Source organism: Kocuria sp. UBA1838 (assembly GCF_002338785.1).
GTDB lineage: Bacteria > Actinomycetota > Actinomycetes > Actinomycetales > Micrococcaceae > Kocuria > Kocuria marina.
Genome location: NZ_DDIY01000009.1, coordinates 21,672 through 43,154 on the forward strand (window position 1 = coordinate 21,672; position 21,483 = coordinate 43,154).

Genomic DNA, 21,483 nt, shown 5'->3' on the forward strand with positions numbered 1-21,483 from the left:
CTCATCGCGGCGGGCCTCGATGGTGTGGAGCGGGTGCCCCTGGAGGAGGCCGCCGCCGCGGAGACCACCGGGACCTTCGACTTCCTGGACAGCTACGTCTCCGCGCTGCCGGAAATCATCGACCTCGAAGTCATCAAGGAATCCGGGCTGCACATCGGCGCGGATCCCATGGGCTCGGCGTCCGTGGCGTACTGGCAGGAGATCGGCGAGCGCTTCGGGCTGAACCTGACCGTGGTCAACCCCGAGGTGGACCCGCAGTGGGCGTTCATGACGCTGGACTGGGACGAGAAGATCCGCATGGATTGCTCCTCCCCCTCGGCCATGGCGTCCCTGATCGGCAACCGGGACGAGTACGACATCGCGACCGGCAACGACGCCGACAGCGACCGGCACGGCATCGTGACCCCGGATGCCGGGCTCATGAATCCCAACCACTACCTGGCCGTGGCCATCGACTACCTCTACCGCAACCGTGCCGGGTGGTCCCCGGAAGCCGGGATCGGCAAGACCCTGGTGTCGTCCTCGATCATCGACCGCGTGGCCGACTCGCTGGGCCGCCGGTTGGTGGAGGTCCCCGTGGGCTTCAAGTGGTTCGTGCCCGGTCTGCTGGACGGATCCATCGGCTTCGGCGGGGAGGAATCCGCGGGCGCGTCCTTCCTTCGGATGGACGGTTCCGCGTGGACCACTGACAAGGACGGCATCATCCTGGCGCTGCTCGCCGCGGAGATCACCGCACGCACGGGCAAGACGCCGTCGCAGCGCTACGCCGAACTCACCGAGCAGTTCGGGGATCCGGTGTACGAGCGCATCGACGCCCCGGCCGATCGCGAGCAGAAGGCCGTACTGAAGAAGCTGTCCGCCGAGCAGGTCACCGCGGAGACCCTCGCCGGGGAACCCATCATCGCCAAGCTCACCGAGGCGCCGGGTAACGGCGCCACTGTGGGCGGGCTGAAGGTGGTCACGGAATCCGCGTGGTTCGCGGCCCGGCCGTCCGGGACCGAGGACGTGTACAAGATCTACGCGGAGTCGTTCAAGGGCGCGGAGCATTTGGCGCAGGTCCAGAAGGAGGCCAAGGCGCTCGTGGATTCAGTGATCGGCTGAGACCGCAGAACGCGGGACGTCACGGAGGCGGCACTCACCGACGCGGCGTCCCCGAGCCGTCCCGGCGGTGTGGCCTCCCTGCGCAGCAGGGCCGTGAGCGGGAGGGCGTGCAACTGCACGCCCTCCCGCTCGTTGTTGACCATGAGCAGGTCCCGATTCCCGATGGAGGGCCCCCGTGCCGCACTCGAGAACGTCGACCAGCGCTCCACCCCGTCCCCAGCCGCTGGGCAGTCCACGTAGCGCCCAGGCACCCACCTCTTCTCGGGGCCCGGCTGGCACGCCCTGGTCGTTGAGGAGACCTCACGGTCGGGGCGGCTCTGGTACGCGCCGTACGGCCCCGTGCTCACCCACTCGAGTGGCGCGCACGCCGTAATCGAGCTGCTGCACCACACGGCGGGCCGCCGGGGTTTCACCGCGCACGGCTCCGACTCCCTGCGCACGGCCGCCCGCGTGCTGGGCGAGACCGGGAGCTGCGCCGCCTTCACGAGCTCGGTGGGCGGCACCGTGGTCAGCGCGCTGCTTCCCTACGACTCCCCCACCACATGGGTGTTCGCCCCCCTCCGGGAGGGACTTCGCGCTGCGCAAGCTGCGCCCCAACCAGCCGCTGATCGTCCAGGCGCTGCTCGACGCCGCAGCACAGGGTCAGCCCGTGGCCGACCTCTTCGGGGTGGCCTCCGCGAACGACCCCGGCCACCCCTGGACGGGATTCAGTGCGTTCAAGCGATGCTTCGGCGGGGCGGCCGGAACCGTCTCCGGGGGTCGGACCGCCCGTGCCCTCAGCGCACCAGGTCCTGCGGGTTCCACGCGCGGGTGTAGAACTCAGCCGAGCGGGACTCGAGCAGCAGTGCGTACTCCTCCGGGTCCATGGCCTGGGCCGAACCTTGGGGAGGCTGCTGCCGCCGGACAGACGTACCGAGGCCCGCCGCGCCGTTGTGCACCGATAGCCCCGCCGCCTCCAGGAGGGTGGGGTACATGGACAGCTGGTCCGCGCCCGCCCGCAGGGGCTGGTCCGAGGACTCCCCCGGGATCCACACGCGGTTGAAGATGGTGCGGTTGGGGTGGTGGTCCAGCTGCTCGTGGAACGCGTCCCCGGCGCTCATGTGCTTGAGGTGGTCCCCCATGACCACCACGGAGGTGTCCTCCAGGTAGCCCTGGACCCTCATGTGCTCGATGAAGCCCGCCACCTGCGTCATGGAGCACGCGAACACCGAGGTCACCTGGTTCTGGGTGTCCACGCCGCAGGAGTCGTAGACGTGCACCGGTTCGTGGGTGTCCAGGGTCAGCATGGACAGGTTGAACGGCTGGCCCGTGCGCTCGGAGCGGGCGTGCAGACGGTCCACCTCGTCCTTCGCGTGGGCCATGAGCCGCTCGTCGCTGAGCCCCCAGTCGCCGCGGAAGTTCTGCTCCGGCTCGCCGGCGGCCCGCCAGTCCGCGAGCCCCTTGTCCTCCGTGTAGCCGTGCGATCGCAGGAAGGCGTCCTTGCCGGCGAACGAGGAGTTGGCCCCGCCCAGGAACGTGCTGGTGTAGCCGTGGTTCTGCAGCACGTCCCCCAGACACATGACGCCTCCCAGGTACTGCTCCATCCCGGCGCCGATGTCACTCGAGCTGATGCCCTCCCCCGAGCTCTTGAGGGGGATGCCGCACTGGGTGGATGTGAGCCCGGCCATGGTCCAGCCGCCGCCCTCGTACTGCTGGAGGTCGGTGACGCTGCGCCAGCCGTCCTCCGCGCGGGTGACGTCCTCCAGGGGCTTGAACGCATTCTTCTCGAACAGCTGGTCGTCCGCGAGGGTCTGCTCCCCCGACTCGAGGTAGACCACCACCAGGTTGCGCTTGCCCTCGTCCCCGGTGACGGTGGGCTGGACGTAGCGCGATCCGATGTCGTGCGGGAACTTGGCGGCCTTGACGTAGCGGGGCAGGTCCACCGCGGACGCGAAGCTCGCGGTACCCCCCACCACCACCGCCGCCACCGCGATCGCGGAGACGGATCGGACCACGCCGCGCGGGGCGCGCGCAGTGGGCCCGGACAGGCGGCGGCGCCGCCACACCCACCGGCCCAGCGCGACCGCCAAGGTCAGCAGCACGGGAAGCACGCCGATCAGCAGCACCGAGACCCACACGATCGACCCGCCGCCGCCGTCCGTCTGCACGGACACCAGGTTCATGCGCATCTGCCCCACGGAGATCTGACCCCAGTAGTGCCGGATCACCCCGGCGGCCGCCAGCAGGGTGAGGCCCAGCCAGATCAGTCCGTAGCAGAGCCCTCGGCCCGTCCACCGGCCCAGCCGTCTGCTCGCACGCAGAAAACCCTCGGACATGTTGTGGACCTCGTGCTCCTCGATCACCGGTGCCAGCCGGCACCGCCGCGGCCCGGGCACGGTGTGCCCCCGCCTACATATTCGTGTTCCTTCAAGGGTAGGACATGTTCCGGCCACCTGCTGTTCACCTTGTGGGCCCGCGACGGCGCCGGACGCAGCAGGGGGAGCCCACTGTCCGAGGCGGCGCCGCTCGGTCCAGCGCGAGCCTGATGCTGTCCGCAGCCGGGCCGGGGAGCGCCTGTCCCGTTCAGCTCGCGTGGGTGAGGGCCTGCACCCAGACGGCCTCCGCCGCGAGGATGCCGAGTTCCACCGTGACCCCACCGGACGCTACCGTGCCCACAACGTCGGGTGGCCCCTGCGTCGCCAGAGCTGCGGGCGAGCTGCCCCCCGGGACGTCACCGCCCGGCGTCGTGCCCCCGCCGGCTACGCGCACGCGCACCGTGGCGCTGCGGTCCGGACCCGGAAGCACCCGCAGCACCGCGCCCGGCCGAATCTCGGCCTCCGCGAGCACCCGCAGGGTCTCGGGGCTCTCGTCCGAGACGCGCGTGACCCGCACGGGCTCCGGGTGGGTGACGTCCCCGAGCGGAACGGCCGGGGCGGGAGTGATCACCCCGTCCCGTGAGGGGATCGCATCCCCGTGCGGGTCCTCGGACGGGTGGCCGAGCTTGGCGTCCACACGGTCGATGAATCGGTCGGTGACGGCATGCTCGAGAACCTCGGCCTCGTCGTGGATCTCGTCCCACGTGTAGCCCAGCTCGGTGGCCAGGAACATCTCCAGGATGCGGTGGCGGCGCACCATGTGCACGGCCACGTCACGTCCCTCGGCGGTCAGCTCCACGACCCCGTATGCGGGCCGGGTCACCAGGCCCTGTGCGGTGAGCTTCTTCAGCGCCTCGGACACGGTGGAGGCCGCCAGACCCATTCGCGCGGCCAGCGACGTGGTGGTCACCCGCTCCGGCTCCCACTCGCCCAGCCGCCAGATGGTCTTCAGGTAGTCCTGGGTGGCCGGGCTCAGCTCTGCGGGGTGCACGCGTTAAGCCTAGCGGCCCTCCGGGGACGTCCCCAAGGGTGCGCCCCGCGGCGTTCGCGCCGGGGATGACAGACGGTGACGACGGCGCTGCACCCCCTCTGGGGGCCGCGCCCGGGGTGTGTCCGGGGTCGTTTCGGGTGCCGCGGCACCCGGCGACGCCGCGCCGTCGGCTGGGTGCGAGGGGGCACCGTGCGACGTCGTCAGGCCGTGCGACGGTGACGTGCCTGCGCGCAGGGCCGCTGCGGCGGAATGACTCCCGCAGGAGGCGTGCAATAACGGAGCAAACGCAGAAAATGGCGCTCAGATCTGCATGTGCTCCGTTATTGCCCATCGTAGGCCGCGGCCGTGCCGGGCTCCACACCGGGCTCGGCCGGGGCATCACTCGTACGTATAGAACCCCTGCCCGGAGCTGCGCCCCATGTGACCCTGGTCGATGAACTCCCGCTTCACGCGTTCCGCAACCCGCTGGGACTCCTCGGTCCCCGCATTCATGTTGATCTGGTAATAGGTCTCCATGCCCACGTGGTCCAGGATCTGGAACGGGCCCAGGGGAGAGCCGGTGGCGGTGCGCCAGGTCTTGTCGATGTCCTCGGCCTGTGCGATGTCGTTGACCCACAGGTGCGATGCCGCCGTCAGGAACGGCACCAGCAGGGTGTTGAGGATGTAGCCCGCCTGCTCCTTCTTGATGTGGATGGGCACCATACCGATCTGCCCGGCGAACTCCAGGACGGCCTCGGCCGCGGCGGGGTCCGTGCCCGGATGCCCCATGACCTCACCGGTGTTGTTGCGCCACACCTCGTTGGCGAAGTGCAGCGCCAGGAACCGCTCCGGGTGGCCTGTGGACTCGGCAATGTCACTGGGCAGCAGCGTGGAGGAGTTGGTGCACAGAACGGTCTTCTCCGGCGCGGCCGCACCGATCTGGGACCACACCTTCTTCTTGAGCTCCAGGTTCTCGGGCACGGCCTCGATCACGATGTCCGCGTCCTGCAGGGCCGCCTCAAGATCCGTGGTGCCGCTCAACCGGGCCTTGGCCGCCTCCAGTTGCTCGGGGGTGGCCGCCATGTCCCGCGTGTACAGCAGGGACAGCTTCTCCCACTTGCCGGGCAGCGCCCCGACGATCTCCTCGCTGATGTCGTACACGGTCACGGTCTTGCCGAAGTACGCCGCCTGGAACGCGATCTGCGATCCGAGCACCCCGGATCCGATCACGGTCACGTTGGTCAGTTCAGCCATGATGTCCTCCCCCACTACTGTGTGAGTCACGCTCGCGCGAGTCGGCCTCCCGCGGGCCCGGTGGCCACGGGCGTGGCCCCCGTCATTCACCCTACTCGCCCGTAGATTTCTCGCCAGGCGCCGACAACGCCGCACGGCCACCTCCCGCGGCACCTCACCACCGCGCGTGGGCCCCGCACCACCAGTCGGGCCCCACCCGCGCACTAGAATCCTCGGGGCGGCACCCACGGCCCGCCCAGGACAAGGAGGACCCATGAGTTCGTCGGTTTCCCCCGACCACACCCCGCCACCGCAGGACGAGCAGCACGAGCCGCGCAAGCAGGACCTGCGCGGCGGCGTCGTCGAGCGCCTGGGCCTGAACTGGCGGCTGCACGGGGACGGCAGGCACGTGGCCCCCGGTGATGTGGTGACCCCGCGGGAACGGCTCGCCTGGCCGCGGACCATCTCGATCGGCGCGCAGCACGTGGTCGCGATGTTCGGCGCCACGTTCCTGGTGCCGCTGCTCACCGGCTTCCCGCCGGCCACCACGCTGTTCTTCTCGGGCATCGGCACGGTGCTGTTCCTGGTGGTCACGGCGGGGCGGGTGCCCAGCTACTTGGGGTCTTCGTTCGCGTTCATCGCCCCGATCACCGCGTCCGTGAATCAGTACGGTCCGGGTGGCGCGCTCGGCGGCGTGATCATGGCCGGTGCCGCGCTGTTCCTGATCGGCGTGATCGTGCAGATCGCGGGCACGGGGTGGCTGCAGAAACTCATGCCACCGGCCGTCACGGGCACCATCGTGGCCCTCATCGGTTTCAACCTGGCCCCCTCCGCCAAGCAGAACTTCACCGCGGCACCCGTCACGGCCCTCGTGACCCTGGGTTCGATCATCCTGATCTCGGTGTTGTTCCGCGGGCTGCTGGGCCGCCTGTCCATCCTCCTGGGCGTGGCGATTGGCTATGTCACCGCCGTGATCCGCGGTGAGGTGGACTTCACTTCGATTCAGGCTGCATGGGATGAACAAGGCGTGTTCGGCCTGCCCCAGTTCCACTCCCCCGAGTTCCACCTCAACCTGGCCGGGTTGTTCATCCCGGTGATCCTGGTGCTCGTGGCGGAGAACATCGGTCACGTGAAGTCCGTGGCCCTAATGACCGGCGACGACCTGGACCCCTACATGGGCCGCGCCATCATCTCGGACGGACTGGCCACTATGATCGCGGGCTCCGGCGGCGGGTCCGGCACCACCACGTACGCGGAGAACATCGGAGTCATGGCCGCCACGCGCGTCTACTCGACCGCCGCGTACTGGGTGGCCGCGCTCGTCGCGATCCTGCTGAGCGTGCTGCCCGTCTTCGGCGCCGCGGTGGCCACGGTCCCCCAGGGTGTGCTGGGCGGAGCGGCCACGGTGCTGTACGGCATGATCGGCATGCTGGGTGTGCGGATCTGGGTGCAGAACCGCGTGGACTTCTCCAACCCGGTCAACCTCACCACCGCGGCAATCGCCATGATCGTGGGCATCGGCGACTACACCTGGTCCGTGGCCGGGCTCGACTTCGCGGGCATCGCCCTGGGCACCGCCGCCGCCCTGGTGGTCTACCACCTCATGGCGGCCATCGCCCGCGCCCGCGGCTCGGTGGGCTCGGACCCGCTCACCCCGGACTCTTCGCAGAGCCCGTCGCCGCTGGGCTGACGCGCGGCTCACACACTGATCGGCAGGTCCGATTCCTGGTCCGCCACGTCCCGGATCCGGGCCATGTCCACCTCGGCCACCGTGGCCGGCTCCCACTGCGGGTTCTTGTCCTTGTCCACGACCATGGCGCGCACGCCCTCGATGAAGTCGTGGCCCACCGCAGTGTCCTCCGCCATACGCAGTTCGCGGCGCAGGCAGGAGACGACGTCGTCGTCCTGCGCGCCGCGCTGCAGCAGCTCGAACACGCGCGCGAGCGACGTGGGGCTCATCCCGTCCAGGTCCGAGCCCGCGTTGCGCACGACCTCCTCGAAGCCGTCCGCACCGTAGGTCGCCACGATCTCGTCCCAGCGCCCCACGAGTTCGGATTCCGGGGCCTGCTTGGCGTACGACGACGTCGCGACGTCCACTCCGTCCGCCAGCACGGTGTCCACGAACGCGTCCACATCCGCGGAATCGATGTAGGTGTCCGCCAGCCCCAGCGCGATCGCATCCGCGCCGTTGATGCGCGCACCGCTTAGCCCGAGGTAGCGGGCGACGGCGAGGGATTCGTGGCGAGCGGCGTCGTCGTCGGTCGAGGAACCGGCACCCCGGGTGACGCGCGGCAGGAAATAGCTCGCGCCGATGTCCGTGAAGAAGCCGATGGCCGTCTCCGGCATGGCCATCTGTGTGGTCTCCGTGACCACTCGGTGCGAACCGTGCACGGACAGGCCCATGCCGCCGCCCATCACGATGCCGTTCATAATGGCCACGTACGGCTTGTCGTAGCGCGCGATGATCGCGTTCATGGAGTACTCGGTGCCGAAGGCGTCGCGGATCTCGTCCTGGCGGCCGCCCAACGCCGCCTCGCGGACCTCCTTGATGTCCCCGCCCGCGCAAAACGCCTTGGCGAGCTGCGAGCGGATCACGACCTGCGTGATCGCGGGATCGTCCCGCCACATCTGCAGTGCGCTGACCAGCTGGTGGTACATGCTGCGGTTCAACGCGTTCAGCGCCTTGTCACGGGTCAGGGTCAACAGCCCGGTCTGGCCCTGGATCTCGGCCCGGACGAACGATTCTTCAGTAGCCTTCATGTTTCCCATGCTAGCCAGCACCATGGGCTCATGTGACGACCAGCATGCCCCCGAGGGCGGTGGCCGCCACGACGACCGTGGAGATCGCACCGAGCAGCACGGGCTTGAAGCCCACTCGCACGAGTTCCTTGGCCTTCACCCCGAGCCCCAGCGCGAACATCGCCATGCTGAGACACCACGTCTCCAGGGTGCCCAGGGCTCCCATGACCGGTTCAGGTACGACGCCGCTCGAGGCCACCAGCGCGGCGAGCACGAACCCCACCACGAACAGGGGCACGATTGGGGGTCGCTTGCCGTTGCGGGCGGCGGTGCCCGAACGGCGCGCCCGGATCCCCACGATCGTCATGATCGGCGCGAGCATGACCACGCGGGTCAGTTTGACCAACACCGCGGACGCCAGTGCCGCCGAGCCGATGGCCCCGCCTGCGGCCACGACCTGGGCGACCTCGTGGATCGAGCCGCCCGCCCACAGACCGGCCTGGTATTCGGTCAACCCCAGGGCCCCGCTGAGGAGCGGGATCACCGGGATCATCAGACTGCCGTAGAGCACCACGAGTCCCACGGCGGTCGCGACGTCCTCGTCCTCCGAGTCCGTGACCCCCTCCACCGCGGCCACGGCGGCGGCCCCGCAGATCGAGAACCCGCACGCGATCAACAGGCGCTGTGCACGCGGGACCCCCATCAGGCCGCCGATCCACACCGTGGTCAGGATGCCCACGCCGACCACGGCCACGACGACCGCGATCATCCCGAAGCCGAGTCCCGCGATGTCCTGGAGCGAGACGGACAGGCCCAGCAGGACGATGCCGACGCGCAGGACCCACTTGGCGGCCACGGCGATCCCCGGAGCCAGAACCCGGGGCAGCCGGACCACGTTGGCGATCAGGGCGCCCACGACGATCGCGATCAGCAGCGGGCTCACCCCCGGGATCAACCACCCGAGCACGAGGGATACGGCCATGCCCGCAGCGCAGAACGCCAGCCCGGGGAGGACCGCCGCACGGGAACCCGGTTGCCGTTCGGTGCCAGGGGCAGCCGGGGGCGCGGGCATCGTCGCACGCGCCACTGGAACAGGATTCATCGCCGATGCCGCGGCTGCGGTGGTTGCCGAGGTCGACGCAGTCGACGCCGCTCCTCGCGGGACAGCTGCGCCGCTGGGAGCGCCCCGCCCAGCGAGCGCACCAGTCCCACCGAGTATGCCTGCCCCGCCGGGGGCGCTTGTCCCGTCAGGGGTGCCGTGGGAAGTTTCGTGACCCGTCGCCATGCCTCCACTGTGCTCGCGCGAACACCCGCCGGGTAGTCGTGACCTGAGCATCGGGTCATACACTGCTGATATGGCCGAGGTCGATCTCTCCCTGCTGCGCGTGATCGTGGCCGTCATGGACCACCACTCCATGGGCGCGGCCGCCCGCGCGCTGGACATCGCCCAGCCCAATGTCTCACGCGCCGTGGCCCGCGCCGAGCGGATGTGGCGGCTGCGCCTGCTGGACCGCTCACCCACCGGGTCCAGACCCACCCCCGAGGGCCGCGCCGTGGCCGAGCGCGCCCGCAGGGTCCTCGCGGAGTACGACGGGTTCACGACGGAGATCGAGAAACTGCGCCTTGAGTGGACCCAGCACGTGAAGGTCGCGGCATCCGTGACCGTGGCCGAGTACCTGGCCCCCACGTGGTTGTCCCGGTTGCGGGACTCCCACCCGGGGCTGGAGCTGCAGTTGTTCGCGTGCAACTCCGCGGAAGTCATGCGTCGCACGCGCCGGGGCGTGGTGGACGTGGGCTTCGTGGAGAGCCCGGATCCCGCGGAGGGGCTGCGAGAAACGGTGGTCGCTCGGGACCGACTGGAGGTCGTGGTGGCCCCGCTCCACCCGTGGGGTCAGCGCACCGAGCCCTTGACGGCTGCGGAACTCGCGGCCACCCCGCTGGTCATGCGTGAAGAAGGATCGGGAACGCGACGCACACTGCTCGCCGCGCTCGCGCCCCTCGTCCCGGTGCCCCCGGCCATGGAGCTCAGCTCCAACGCGGCGGTCCTCGGTGCCGTGCGGGCCGGGGTGGGCCCAGCGGTGCTCAGCGCGCTCGCCGTCGCCGCGGAGGTCGAGCGCGAGAACCTGGTGCGCGTGCCCGTGTTCGGCGGCGTGCTGGACCGTGATCTGCGCGCGGTGTGGCGCGCGGGTCTGGACACGGACGGCGCCGCGTGGCACCTCGTGGAACTCGCGGCGCACGCGCACCGCGCCACCCCGTTCAGCCCAGATCGCACTGCGCGAGCGCGGCCAGCAGATCCTTGGCCCGGCGGTCCACGTTCTCGCTGAGCATCTCGTTGGTGTGGAACGAGAAAACCGATCCGCGCGTCCGGCCAGACCCCGTGCAAGCAGCCGCCCGCGCCGGAGTGACCGTAGGCCCGCTCCACTGGGCCGTACGTGCACAGGGGGTCCTGCACCTCAAACCCCAGCCCGAACGCCACGGGCCGGTCGTTCACCGCGTCCCTGCCGTGGGACCACGTGCGCGTGAACGTCTCGAGGGTCGCCGGTGACACGAGTTCACCCGATGCCACGAGCGAGTAGAACCGCGCAATCGCATCCGCACCGGCGATCCCGCCTCCCGAGACCAGTCCGCTCGCGTGGAACGCGCGGGAATTGGCGGGCAGTTCCGCCCCGAGCAGTGCGTTTCCGTACATCCGCTCCACGATGGCGCGCCTTTGCGGATCCTCCAGGAACGTGCTGATCGCGTACCCGGGGGCGCGGAACACGGGAGCCACCCGATCCTCGAGCTCGGCGGGCAGTCCCAGGTACAGCTCGAGCCCGTGGGGCCGGGCCACGTGCTCGCGCAGCAGCTGCCCGGCGCGGTGACCCGTGACCCGCACGAGCAACTCCTCGACCATGTGCCCGAACGTCACCGCGTGATACGCCACCTTGCTCCCGGGGTCCCACAGGGGCTCCTGCCGCGCGAGCACCGCCGCATGCGCGGAGGCGTCCAGCATCCCAGCGGGCGGTTCCGGGTCCGTGTACACGAGTCCCACGGTGTGATCGGGGACCTGCGCCACGCTCACATGCTCCTTGCCGCGGGCCGCGAACTCGGGCCAGTAGCGCGCCACGGGCTCGTTCACATCCAGCAGCCCTCGGTCCACCGCCATGGCCACGAGGGTTGCGGAGACCCCCTTGGTCCCCGAGAACATCACGGCCAGGGTGTGCTCGTCCCACGGCCGCTCGACCGCGTCCCCCGGGGAGGACCGGCGGTCGAACGATCCCCCGTGCAGCCGGATGAGCGGGTGCCCGTCCCGGTACACGCAGAAGGACATCCCTCCGTGTGCGCGGGACAGGTGCTCCTCGAATGTCTCACGCACCCGGCTCACGGCGGGGCCGCGCAGGTTCGTGTGCGCCGTCGTCAGCTCGGCCCGGCTTCGGACGGTCATCGTCTCACCTCAGCCCGCGCTCTCGAGGGTGGGTACGTGCTCGAGCAGGGACCGCGTGTACTCGTGCCGAGGGTCGCGCAGCACGGTGTCCGTGGGCCCGTACTCCACGAGCTTCCCGTGCTCGAGCACCGCGAGCCGGTGCGAGATGTGCCGTGCCAGGGCGATGTTGTGGGTCACGAACAGCATGGCCAGCCCGCGCTCGTGCTGCAGCTCGCGCAGCAGCTCGATCACCGAGGCCTGCACGGAGACGTCCAGCGCGGAGGTGATCTCGTCGCACACCAGCACGGACGGGGCGTTCACCAGGGCGCGAGCCACGGCGGCGCGCTGCCGTTCACCACCGGAGAGCTCTCCTGGACGGCGGTCGATGTAGCTGCGCCCCAGCCGCACCGCGTCCAGCGCGTCCGCCACTGCCGCCCGGCGCTGCCCCCTGTTCATCCCGCTACCCAGCTGCAGCGGCACCTGCAGCGAGTCGCCGATGCTGCGCCGCGGGTTCAGGGACGAGAACGGAGACTGGAAGACGTACTGGATCCGGCGGCGCTGCTCGTTGCTGCGCCGCCGCGTGCTGGGCGCAAGCACCTCGCCGTCCAGCAGCACGTCTCCCGTGTAGTCGTCGTTGAGACCCGCCACGCTGCGGGACAGGGTGGTCTTGCCGGACCCGGACTCACCCAGCAGCATCGTGGTCTGTCCGGCCTCCAGCTCCAGGTTGATGCCGTCCAGGATCACCGCCTGCCCGTAGGCCATGCGCAGGTCCCGCAACCGCACGACCGGTTCGTGCTCCTGCCCGGGCACGACGACGCCGCCCGCGCCCCGCTCCCGCGTCGCCGCACGTGCGGTCGGGGCTGGGACCTCCCCGGCAGCAGCATCCTGCTCAGAAGGTGCCGAGCCAGGGTCCGACGTGTCGGCGCAGGGCGTGGCCGTGGTGTTGTCTGCGGTGAAGTGGGTGGCCGCGGAACGGCCGTCGTCCCACGGTGCCCGCACGGAGGCGAGGGGGCTGACAGCGGGTCCGCCGCCCATGTCCCGGGCACCCTGCATGTCTGGAACGGCGCTGAGCAGCGAACGCGTGTACGCGTGCTGCGGGTGGCGCAGCATCTGTTCCGCGGGACCGTCCTCCACAATCCGCCCGTGCAGCATGACGGCGACGTCGTTGGCGACCTGCGCAACCACGGCGAGGTCGTGGGTGATGTAGAGCCCGGCGACGTCGTGCTTGGTGGTCAGCTGGTAGATGGTCTTGAGCACGACGTCCTGGGTGGCCACGTCCAGACCGGTGGTGGGCTCGTCCAGGATGATGACCGCGGGGCGGCACGCGAACGCCATGGCGATGCCGATGCGCTGCTGCTGCCCGCCGGAGAGCTGGTGCGGGAAGCGGCGCTGGTACGCGCTGTCGCTGGGCAGACCTACCTCGCTGAGGACCTCGACCACGCGGGCGTCGCGTTCGGGGGCGTTGCGGCCGAACTCGTGGGCGCGCAACACCTCCGCGATCTGCTCCCCCACGCGCAGCGACCCGTTCAGGGACAGCGCCGGATCCTGTGGCACGTAGGCGATAGTGCCACCGCGCAGCTGCCGCATCTGCTTCTCGGAGAGCGTCAGCAGGTCCACGGCCTTGCGGTGGAACCGGGACGCTCCCTCCTGCAGCTCCACGGTGCCGCCGCGCAGCTCCAGCCCAGAGCGCAGGTGGTTCATGCACGCGAGCGCCGCTGTGGTCTTGCCGGACCCGGATTCCCCCACGAGGGCGAGGATCCGCCCGGGGCGCAGCCGGAAACCGACGTCGTCCAGGATCAGCCCGCCGTCCACGACACCCAGGCTCAGGTGCTCCACCGCGATCGCGGTCTCCACCGTGGCCCTCGGAACGACGGACGCGCGACCCTCCGCGCGGGCCCTCTGCTCTGACTTCCTCATCACGACCTCTTCTCCCCGGTGTCCCCGACATCTGCGGCGCCCGCGGCGTCTGCGCTGCTCGAGCGGCCTGCCCGGCCCGTACCTCCTGCGCTGCCCGCGCCGCCCGCGGAACTCTCAGCGCCGTTCGACGCCGCCTGCTCTGCCGTTCTCCTCCAGGAACGCCGCGGTCCCGTGGAGGCGACCCGCCCCGCCGAGGCGCCGGCCACGGCGTCGGCAATGAGGTTGGTGCCCACCGTGAGCACCGCGATCGCGAGCACGGGAAGGATCACGCCCCAGGGCTGCAGGGACAGGGCGATCCGGTTCTCGTTGATCATCAGACCCCAGTCCGGGGTGGGCGGCTGCATGCCGAGACCCAGGAAGGACAGCGAGGCCACCGCACCGATCGAGTAGGTCAGGCGCAGCCCCACCTCCACCATGAGCGGGCCCATGATGTTGGGGACCACGTCCCGGGTCAGGATCTTCCACTGCGGCACGGCGTACATCTGCGAGGCGAGCACGTAGTCCTCGGCCACCACCCCGGCGGTGGCAGCGCGGATCACGCGGGCCACGCGCGGTGCGTGGGTCACGCCGATCACGAGCACGAGCACCCACCCCTGCGGACCCAGCACGGTCACGGCCAGCAGGGCGAACACGAGCTGCGGGATGGCCAGCAGCACGTCCCCGCAGCGCATGATCAGCGCATCCAGCCAGCCCCCGCGGAACGCGGCGAGCATGCCCAGCACGGCACCCAGACCCACGCCCAGCACGGTGGCCAGCGCCGAGTACAACAGCAGCCGCCAGCCGCCGGCCAGGAAGCGGGAGAGCACGTCACGGCCCAGGTTGTCGGTGCCGAAGACGCCGCCCTGGAACGGTTTGCCCGCGAACGAGTTGGGGGTGTGCCCGGTCCACGCCGGCACCACGAAGGGCCCCAGCACGGCCAGCACGAGCACGATCCCGGTGAGCACGAAGCCCAGCTTCGCAACGGGCTGCGAGAGTACGCGCCGCGCAAAGGACGCCGGCCGGGCGTCCCCCCGGGACTCGGAGTGGTCGAAGTCCGGGGCCGTTCCGGCGTCCCCCGAGCCGGTGGCGGCGCCGAGGCCGCCCCCGGCGCCGTCGCCTGCGGCGAGGGCGTCCTCGGCCACGACGACGTCGCTCGCCGCCGAAGTGCCCCGGGTCTGCCGGGGCGGGTGGCTCGTCCTGTCCTGCGCGCTCATGAGTGGGACTCCGTCCGCAGCTTGGGGTTGGCGAGGATCCCGATCACGTCCGCGATCAGGTTCACGACCACGTAGAACGCGGCGATGATCATGGACAGCGCCTGGACCACCTGCACGTCACGGGTGTTCACGGCATCGACCATGGCCTGGCCGAGTCCGGGATAGCGGAAGAGGAACTCGACCACCACAATGCCCCCGGCGAGCCACGCGAGCTGCATGGCCACCACCTGGGCCACGGGCCCTACGGCGTGCGGCAAGGCATGCTTGAAGACCACCTGGCGCTCGGGCAGGCCCTTGAGCCGGGCCATCTCCACGTACCCGGAGTCGAGGACGTCGATCATGGTGGTGCGGGTCATGCGGATCATGTAGGGCACGACCACGAGGATCAGGGTGAGGGACGGCAGCACCAGCTGCAGGGGCCGGTCCCACACGTGCGTGCCGGGTGCCGCCATGGTGACCGAGGGCAGCAGCGTGAACACCGTGGTGGAGAGCAGTGTGGTCAGCACCACGCCGATCACGAACTCGGGCAGGGCCGCGAGCACGAGCGAGAGGCCGGTGAGCGCCTGGTCCGAGGCGCGGCTCTGGCGTATGGCGGACCATGTGCCGAGCAGCAGGCCCACGGGGATCGCGATCACGGCTGCGATCACCATCAGCACCAGGGAGGCGGACACCTTGCTGGCCAGCAGGGCGTTCACGGAGCCGCCCGTGGCCGCGGAGGTTCCCAGGTTTCCCACGAACAGCCCGCCCAGCCACGTGAGGTAGCGGACGTACCAGGGATCGTTGAGCTGCAGCTGCTCGCGCAGCGCGGCCAGCCGTTCCGGGGTGGCCTGCTGCCCGAGGATTGCCTGGGCCGGATCGCCCGGGAGCAGGAGGGTGAACACGAACACCAGCAGGGACACCGCCAGCAGCACGAAGACGGAGACCCCCAGCCGTTTCAGGATCATGGCGGTCACACGATCACTTCCCTTCCTGGTCGATCCACAGGTGGCGCATGTGGAACCCGCACACGGGCATGCCGATGCGGTGGCCGAAGCCACCGCCCACGTAGTTCTGGTAGGCGTCCGCCTGGTTGAAGAACCCCCACGCGATGTATCCGCCCCGGTCGTGGAGCACCTTCTGCGCGTCCTGGATGAGCTGGTTGCGCTGCTTCTCGTCCATCGTGGCTCGGGCCTTCTTGTACAGGGCCCGGAACTCCGGGTCCGCCTCGTGGGTCTCGTTGAACGGGGCTCCCGGAACGGTGCCCTGCGCTGTCTGGGACAGGAAGTTGCGGGTGTACCAGAAGTCCTGCGAGAAGGGGTACTTCAAGTACCCGTCCCCGAAGAACGTGGTGCTGTCCACGCGGCGCAGCTTCACGGTGATCCCAGCCTCGGCCGCCTGCTCCGCGAAGACCTGGGCGGCCTCCACGGCGCCCGACTGGATGGGGGCGGTGACCAGCTCGACCTCCAGACCGTCGGGATGGCCCGCCTCCGCCAGGAGCTTCTTCGCCTTCGCGATGTCCCGCGTTCGCTGCGGCAGCGTGGGCGTGCCGGGGTCGAACGGCGAGTACATGTCGTTGCCCACCGAGCCGTGGCCGGAGAAGACCTGCTCCACCATCTGCCCGCGGTCCACCACCAGCCGGAATGCCTCGCGCACCCGGGCGTCGTCGAACGGGGCGGTGTCCACGCGCATGGTGAACGGCAGCCAGTTGCCCGTCTCGGAGAGCACCGTGTGCAACCGCGGGTCCGTGTTGACCACGTCCACCAGAGCCAGCGGCAGCTGACCCACCACGTCCACCTGGGTGGAGAGCAGCGCGTTGACCAGTGCGTCCTGGTCGTTGAAGTTCAGCAGATGGACCTCGTCCACGTAGGGCGGTTCGCTCCAGTAGTCCGGGTTGCGCTTGAGCACGGTCACCTGGCCGGGCTCGAACGAGCCGAGGGTGAACGGCCCGGTGCCCACGGGCTTGGCGGGATCGTAGTCCGCGGGCACGATCCCCATCGAGTTCTGGGCGATCGAGTCCACCAGGGACGCGTCCGGTTCCTTCAGCTCGAACCGCACCGTCCGCTCGTCCACCGCCACGGTGCGCTCGAGCAGAGCGAGAGCGGAGGCACCTGTCTTGGGGTCGTCGGGGTCGGTGATCCGCTCGTACGTGGCCACCACATCCTGGGGCGTGAGGGGCCTGCCGTCGTGGAAGCGCACGCCCTCCCGCAGCCGGAACACCCACTCGCGCCCGCCCTTGCGGGGCTCTGCGGATTCCGCCAGGCCGGGGACCAGTTTGTAGTCGGGGTCGAACTCGTAGAGCCGGTCGTACAGCCCCATCACGCGCCCACCGTCCGCGGTGACCACGGGTGCGTGGGCGTCCAGGCTGTCGGACGCGCCGCCCCCGGTCATTCCGACCCGCAGAGTGCCTCCGCGCTGCGGTTCACCCGTGGCCCGGGCCGTCCCCGCTCCGGGCTGGCTTCCACTGCCGCACCCGGCGAGGGCCAACGACGCCGCAGCGGCGCCCAGGCCCATGAAACCCCTCCGGGACACCGCCGAGCGCAGCACGGCACCCACGGCGGGGGACGCTGCGACCTCGTGCGGGGCCGCAGCGCGGCCGGGGGCAGCCCTACGTTCGGGTGGCTGGATAGGGGGTGGCAGTGGATTCATGGTTCCTCGCAGGCGGCGTGGTCGCGGGCATGGTCGTCGTGCGCAGAGGCAGCGACGCAGAGCGGCGGAAGAGGAGGGCGCGGCAGCCCACGGAGGGAGTGCCGAGCGGCGCAGAGCCAGCTACGGGATCTTGCTGAGGCGCGCGGCCACCACGCGGTGTCTCCGCACGGGCGTCTGAGCGGTGAGCCGACGACGGTAGATCTCGGGCTGCGAACGGCGTGCACCGCCGCGGCGGGAGGGCTTCCGAGTCCCGCCCAGACGGCTACCGGCGGGAAGGACGAGGTCAGGGCTCTGGCGCATGCGGTGCACGTGGCCTCCCTGGTCTCGTCGGAGCGGGTCTCGCGGCGCACGGGGTGCTTGCCAGCCCGCTCGTGGCCTCGATCACGTTCCACGCTACCGTGTTGGGGCACCGAACGAGTGAAGCGTGGCACCTTGACGAAGCGCGTCGAACGCTCTTCGCCCTGCGCCGGGGTGGTCACGGGTCGCAGCGGCCAGGCGCATCCACGCCGCACGGGACCGCGCCCGCGTCAGCGCTGGGCATCAGTCCTGGGGATCAGGCGGCCACTGTCCCCGGCGGAGGAGCACGTCCCGGAGCAGGTCCGCGCGATCGGTGATCAGCCCGTCCACCCCGAGGTCGAGCAGCCGGTCCATGTCCGCGGGGTCGTTGACGGTCCACACCTGCACGCGCAGACCCTCCCGGTGGGCAAGGTCCAGGAACTGCCGCGTCACGATCCGCACGGTCACCCGCCGCCCCAGGGGCAGCTCCACGGTGTGCCGCTCTGGCAACTGCAGCGTGTCGAAGGGTGCGACCACGCGGGACCACGCTGCCCGGTGGGCCGCCCACAGCGCGTGCGCGACCCGCGGCGAGACCTTGTCGGTGAGGGGCGCGACCGCGGCGACGGCGAGGAACCCCGCTGTGCCGAGCGTTCCCGCGGAGGTCTTGGCGCGCCGCCCGGTAAGCCGGGTGATCCCTGCGAGCGCGCGGCGTCGTCGTGATTCGGAGAAGGACGTGACGCGCAACCGGTGCGCGGCGTGCTCGCGCGCCACGACCCCGGGCAGGGCGGCGACGGACGCCTCGTCCTTGACGTCGATGTTCAGGCACGCCTCGGGCAGCGCCCGCAGCAGCTCGGTGAGCGTGGGGATCTCCTCGGTGCCGCCGATGCGCACTTCCCGCAGTTGCTCCCACGTGAGGTCGTTGACGTTGCCGCTCGTGCCCGTGACGCGCTCCAACGTGGGGTCGTGGAATGCCACGACCACGCCGTCCAGGGTCGTGTGCACGTCTGTCTCGAGCCACACGAAACCGAGCTCCGCGGCGGCCCGGAACGCGGCCAGCGTGTTCTCGTGACCGTCCGGGGAGAACCCACGGTGGGCGAGCGCGGCGGGGTGCCGCCGTGCACCGGGGTCCTGGCGGGCGGCCGGAACGGAACGGGACGACTCAGACACGGCGACCCTCCCGGGCCACGGGAACGATGTGCTCGTGCTCCAGGTAGGCCTCGATCACCTGCGCTACGCCGTCCTCGGTGAACGCCGGTGCGGTGCGTCCCACCGTGGCGACCACGTGCGGGTGCCCGTCCGCCATGGCGTAGCCGCGCTCGGCCCACGTGAGCATCTCGAGGTCGTTGGGCATGTCCCCGAAGGCCATGACCTCCCGGTGGGAGATGCCGTGCTCCGCGGCGAAGTGTTCGAGCGTGCGGGCCTTGGTGAGCCCGCGCTGCCCCATTTCCACGAGGGGTGCGGCGGCCACCGAATGCGTCACGGACAACCGCCCCGCCACGATCTCGCGGACGTGCTCGAAGTACCGATTGGGATCGGCGCCGTCCAGCTTGGCCAACAGCTTGACCACCTCGGTGCCGGGCGCGAGCGACTCCTTCACGGGCGCTTCGGTGATGTGGCGGATCTCCATACGGTCCGTACGGGACCACCCGTGATCCGTGTAGACGCGCTCCAGGGTCTCCGCGGCGAACAGAGAATCCGGGAACTCGCGGGCCACGTCCGCCATGACGGGCAGGGCCTCGCTCACGTCGAACAGGCTCGCCTCCAGGACACGCTCCGCGCCGGGATCGTAGATCACCGCCCCGTTGGAGCAGATCACGACCCCCACGTCATCGAGTTGTTCGTGCAGGGGGTCCAACCACCGCATGGGGCGCCCGGTCACGAAGACCACGTGAATCCCGGCATCCCGCGCGGCGGTGATCGCGGCGACAGTGCGCGGCCGGAACCGGAAGTCACGGCCCAGCACTGTCCCGTCCAGGTCACTCGCGATGAGCCGGACGGGTGGCTGGTCCGCGGCGTGTTCCGGCGCCACGGGCTACTTCACTTCGTAGACGGGCGTGAGGAACGCGCGTCCCAGGGCGTGCGAGAACAGGTTGAAGTTGACCACTGCGGGGCTCGCGGACTCGTCCACCTCGAGCTCGGGAACGTCCACGGCCGTGACGCAGACGATGTAGCGGTGCGGGCCGTGGCCCTCGGGGGGTGCGGCGCCCAGGTATTCGTCCGTGCCGCCGTCGTTGCGGTGCTTCACGGCTCCCTCGGGCGGGTTCGACGCCGCCCCGGTCGCCAGTTCGGTGACGTCCGCCGGAATGTTGGACAGGCACCAGTGCCAGAACCCGCTGGGGGTGGGGGCATCCGGGTCGAACATCGTGACCACGTAGGAACGGGTGCCCTCCGGGGCACCGCTCCACGACAGCTGCGGGGAGACGTCCTCTCCCCCGGCGCCCATGATCCCGGAGACCTGGGGCGTGTTCATGCTCTCGCCCTCGGCCACGTCCGTGGACGTCACTGTGAACGTGGGCAGTTCGGGCAGATCGGAGTAGGGGTGACGGTCGTACATGGGAGCGTTCCTTTCCTCGTTACGGTCATGACACAGCTGGGGGCCTCGCACGGCCACGGGAAAGCGGCGGATCAGGCGTGGTCGATCAAGTCCGCGCGCGTGGGCAGATCCGCGCCGGAGCGCGAGACCGTGACCCCGGCAGCGGCCGCGGCGTGGCGCAACAACTCCGTGAGTTGCGCGCTGTCCAACTCGTCGAGGGCGCTCGCCGCAGTGGGGCCCAGGATGCTCCGGTCCGCGAGTCCCGAGAGCAGGGCCGCCATGAAGGAGTCACCCGCGCCCACGGTGTCCGCGACGGTGACCCGGGCGGCGGGGACCTCCACGCCATCGCGTCCGGTGCCGCGACTGACAGCCCACGGCCCCATGACCCCGCGGGTCACGACCACAAGCCGTGCTCCGGCCTTGAGCCACGCACGCGCGGAGTCCTCGATGCTGCGGTGCGGGTAGAGCCACAACAGGTCCTCGTCGGAGGCCTTGATCACGTGGGACAGCGCCACGATCTTCTCCGCGCGGGCGCGCGCGTCCGAGGAGTCCGGGATGATGGACGGGCGGCAATTGGGGTCGTAGGAGATCAATGCGTGGCCGCGAGCGCGTTCGAGTGCCTGACCCACCACGGTGGCGCCGGGTTCCAGCATGGCCCCGATGGATCCGGCGTGCAGGGCGTCGGTGTCCCGCAGGAGCTCGTCGATCCGCTCCGGGGAGACGTCCAGGGACCAGTCGAGTTGGAAGTCGTAGCTCGCGGCACCGGTCTCATCCAGGGTCGCCTGGGCCACGGAGGTGGGCAGGGCGTCCGCGTCGAACGGCAACCGCACCCCGTTGCCCGTGAGGTGATCGGCCACCTGACGGCCGTACTCGTCCCGGCCGTAGCGGCCCAGGAACTGGACGTCGTGACCCAGCCGGGCCAGTCCCACGGCCACGTTCATGGGGCTGCCACCCACGTGGGCCCGGGGTTCTTCACCCTCGCGGGACACCACGTCCACGAGGGCCTCACCGATCACCGTCAACATGACCCCACGTTAGCAAAGCGTGCGGGGAGTCACCGGGGCTGTCACGACGCCGCACGGGCGGGAGAAGACCCCCGCGCACCGTAAACTTGGGGCCACGACGAGCAGCGCCGCTCC

At 70.4% G+C, this 21,483-nt stretch carries 15 protein-coding genes and 2 pseudogenes; 3 read left to right on the plus strand and 14 right to left on the minus strand.

What is annotated here, in order from left to right:
- Positions 1 to 1,101: phosphoglucomutase (locus B3I25_RS04925; protein ID WP_286738053.1), on the plus strand; the 1,101-nt coding region annotated here is incomplete at its 5' end.
- A 776-nt stretch (positions 1,102 to 1,877) separates the two neighbouring features.
- On the opposite strand, the gene B3I25_RS04930 is transcribed toward B3I25_RS04925, so the two are convergent.
- The 3 genes from B3I25_RS04930 to B3I25_RS04940 form a co-directional block, all read right to left on the minus strand.
- Entirely contained in the window at positions 1,878 to 3,416 is a 1,539-nt protein-coding gene (locus B3I25_RS04930) for a sulfatase-like hydrolase/transferase (RefSeq protein ID WP_286738056.1), read from the minus strand.
- Positions 3,417 to 3,663: 247 nt separating this feature from the next.
- Positions 3,664 to 4,446, minus strand: a complete 783-nt coding sequence (locus B3I25_RS04935) for a metal-dependent transcriptional regulator (RefSeq protein WP_286738058.1) — start codon at positions 4,444 to 4,446, stop codon at positions 3,664 to 3,666.
- A gap of 378 nt (positions 4,447 to 4,824) precedes the next feature.
- Positions 4,825 to 5,679, minus strand: a complete 855-nt coding sequence (locus B3I25_RS04940) for a 3-hydroxyacyl-CoA dehydrogenase (RefSeq protein WP_286738060.1) — start codon at positions 5,677 to 5,679, stop codon at positions 4,825 to 4,827.
- A 253-nt stretch (positions 5,680 to 5,932) separates the two neighbouring features.
- On the opposite strand from B3I25_RS04940, the gene B3I25_RS04945 reads away from it, so the two are divergent.
- Positions 5,933 to 7,348, plus strand: coding sequence for a uracil-xanthine permease family protein (locus B3I25_RS04945; protein WP_286738062.1), 1,416 nt, complete (start codon positions 5,933 to 5,935; stop codon positions 7,346 to 7,348).
- A gap of 8 nt (positions 7,349 to 7,356) precedes the next feature.
- Here the strand turns inward: B3I25_RS04945 and B3I25_RS04950 are convergent, their stop codons facing one another.
- Positions 7,357 to 8,418, minus strand: coding sequence for an enoyl-CoA hydratase/isomerase family protein (locus tag B3I25_RS04950; protein ID WP_286738063.1), 1,062 nt, complete (start codon positions 8,416 to 8,418; stop codon positions 7,357 to 7,359).
- Between the two features lie 28 nt (positions 8,419 to 8,446).
- Complete coding sequence (locus B3I25_RS04955) at positions 8,447 to 9,499, minus strand: YeiH family protein (RefSeq protein WP_286738064.1); 1,053 nt, start codon at positions 9,497 to 9,499, stop codon at positions 8,447 to 8,449.
- A 253-nt stretch (positions 9,500 to 9,752) separates the two neighbouring features.
- Between B3I25_RS04955 and B3I25_RS04960 the strand changes: the two genes are divergently transcribed.
- Positions 9,753 to 10,721, plus strand: a complete 969-nt coding sequence (locus tag B3I25_RS04960) for a LysR family transcriptional regulator (RefSeq protein WP_286738065.1) — start codon at positions 9,753 to 9,755, stop codon at positions 10,719 to 10,721.
- A gap of 59 nt (positions 10,722 to 10,780) precedes the next feature.
- Here the strand turns inward: B3I25_RS04960 and B3I25_RS12340 are convergent.
- The 9 genes and pseudogenes from B3I25_RS12340 to B3I25_RS05000 all read right to left on the minus strand — a co-directional run.
- Positions 10,781 to 11,821 (minus strand): annotated as a pseudogene (locus B3I25_RS12340) (serine hydrolase domain-containing protein); the annotation flags it as partial.
- A 9-nt stretch (positions 11,822 to 11,830) separates the two neighbouring features.
- Entirely contained in the window at positions 11,831 to 13,717 is a 1,887-nt protein-coding gene (locus B3I25_RS04965; protein ID WP_286738068.1) for an ABC transporter ATP-binding protein, read from the minus strand.
- 164 nt (positions 13,718 to 13,881) lie between these two features.
- Positions 13,882 to 14,910, minus strand: a pseudogene (locus tag B3I25_RS04970) (ABC transporter permease); the annotation flags it as partial.
- The gene (locus B3I25_RS04975) at positions 14,907 to 15,863 is read right to left on the minus strand and encodes an ABC transporter permease (RefSeq protein ID WP_286738070.1); all 957 of its coding nucleotides are present in this window, start codon (positions 15,861 to 15,863) and stop codon (positions 14,907 to 14,909) included. The gene B3I25_RS04975 and the pseudogene B3I25_RS04970, both read right to left, overlap by 4 nt.
- Positions 15,864 to 15,867: 4 nt before the next feature.
- Positions 15,868 to 17,535 carry an ABC transporter substrate-binding protein gene (locus B3I25_RS04980; RefSeq protein WP_286738071.1) on the minus strand — a complete coding sequence of 556 codons (1,668 nt, stop codon included), beginning with the start codon at positions 17,533 to 17,535 and terminating at the stop codon, positions 15,868 to 15,870.
- A 540-nt stretch (positions 17,536 to 18,075) separates the two neighbouring features.
- Positions 18,076 to 18,978: a glycerophosphodiester phosphodiesterase family protein gene (locus tag B3I25_RS04985; protein WP_064847468.1), complete on the minus strand. Its 903-nt coding sequence runs from the start codon at positions 18,976 to 18,978 to the stop codon at positions 18,076 to 18,078.
- Positions 18,971 to 19,840 carry an HAD family hydrolase gene (locus tag B3I25_RS04990; protein ID WP_064847467.1) on the minus strand — a complete coding sequence of 290 codons (870 nt, stop codon included), beginning with the start codon at positions 19,838 to 19,840 and terminating at the stop codon, positions 18,971 to 18,973. Before B3I25_RS04990 ends, B3I25_RS04985 begins: the two co-directional genes overlap by 8 nt.
- Positions 19,841 to 19,843: 3 nt before the next feature.
- Positions 19,844 to 20,365 carry a YbhB/YbcL family Raf kinase inhibitor-like protein gene (locus B3I25_RS04995; RefSeq protein ID WP_286738072.1) on the minus strand — a complete coding sequence of 174 codons (522 nt, stop codon included), beginning with the start codon at positions 20,363 to 20,365 and terminating at the stop codon, positions 19,844 to 19,846.
- A gap of 71 nt (positions 20,366 to 20,436) precedes the next feature.
- Entirely contained in the window at positions 20,437 to 21,369 is a 933-nt protein-coding gene (locus B3I25_RS05000) for a carbohydrate kinase family protein (RefSeq protein ID WP_144932031.1), read from the minus strand.
- Positions 21,370 to 21,483: the final 114 nt, after the last annotated feature.

Bases quoted from the DNA above. Each gene is read 5' to 3' on its own strand.
- B3I25_RS04995 (WP_286738072.1), bottom strand. From the start codon at position 20,365: ATGTACGACCGTCACCCCTACTCCGATCTGCCCGAACTGCCCACGTTC.
- B3I25_RS04965 (WP_286738068.1), bottom strand. From the start codon at position 13,717: ATGAGGAAGTCAGAGCAGAGGGCCCGCGCGGAGGGTCGCGCGTCCGTC.
- B3I25_RS04950 (WP_286738063.1), bottom strand. From the start codon at position 8,418: ATGAAGGCTACTGAAGAATCGTTCGTCCGGGCCGAGATCCAGGGCCAG.
- B3I25_RS05000 (WP_144932031.1), bottom strand. From the start codon at position 21,369: ATGTTGACGGTGATCGGTGAGGCCCTCGTGGACGTGGTGTCCCGCGAG.
- B3I25_RS04960 (WP_286738065.1), top strand. From the start codon at position 9,753: ATGGCCGAGGTCGATCTCTCCCTGCTGCGCGTGATCGTGGCCGTCATG.
- B3I25_RS04945 (WP_286738062.1), top strand. From the start codon at position 5,933: ATGAGTTCGTCGGTTTCCCCCGACCACACCCCGCCACCGCAGGACGAG.
- B3I25_RS04930 (WP_286738056.1), bottom strand. From the start codon at position 3,416: ATGTCCGAGGGTTTTCTGCGTGCGAGCAGACGGCTGGGCCGGTGGACG.
- B3I25_RS04980 (WP_286738071.1), bottom strand. From the start codon at position 17,535: ATGAATCCACTGCCACCCCCTATCCAGCCACCCGAACGTAGGGCTGCC.
- B3I25_RS04940 (WP_286738060.1), bottom strand. From the start codon at position 5,679: ATGGCTGAACTGACCAACGTGACCGTGATCGGATCCGGGGTGCTCGGA.
- B3I25_RS04955 (WP_286738064.1), bottom strand. From the start codon at position 9,499: ATGAATCCTGTTCCAGTGGCGCGTGCGACGATGCCCGCGCCCCCGGCT.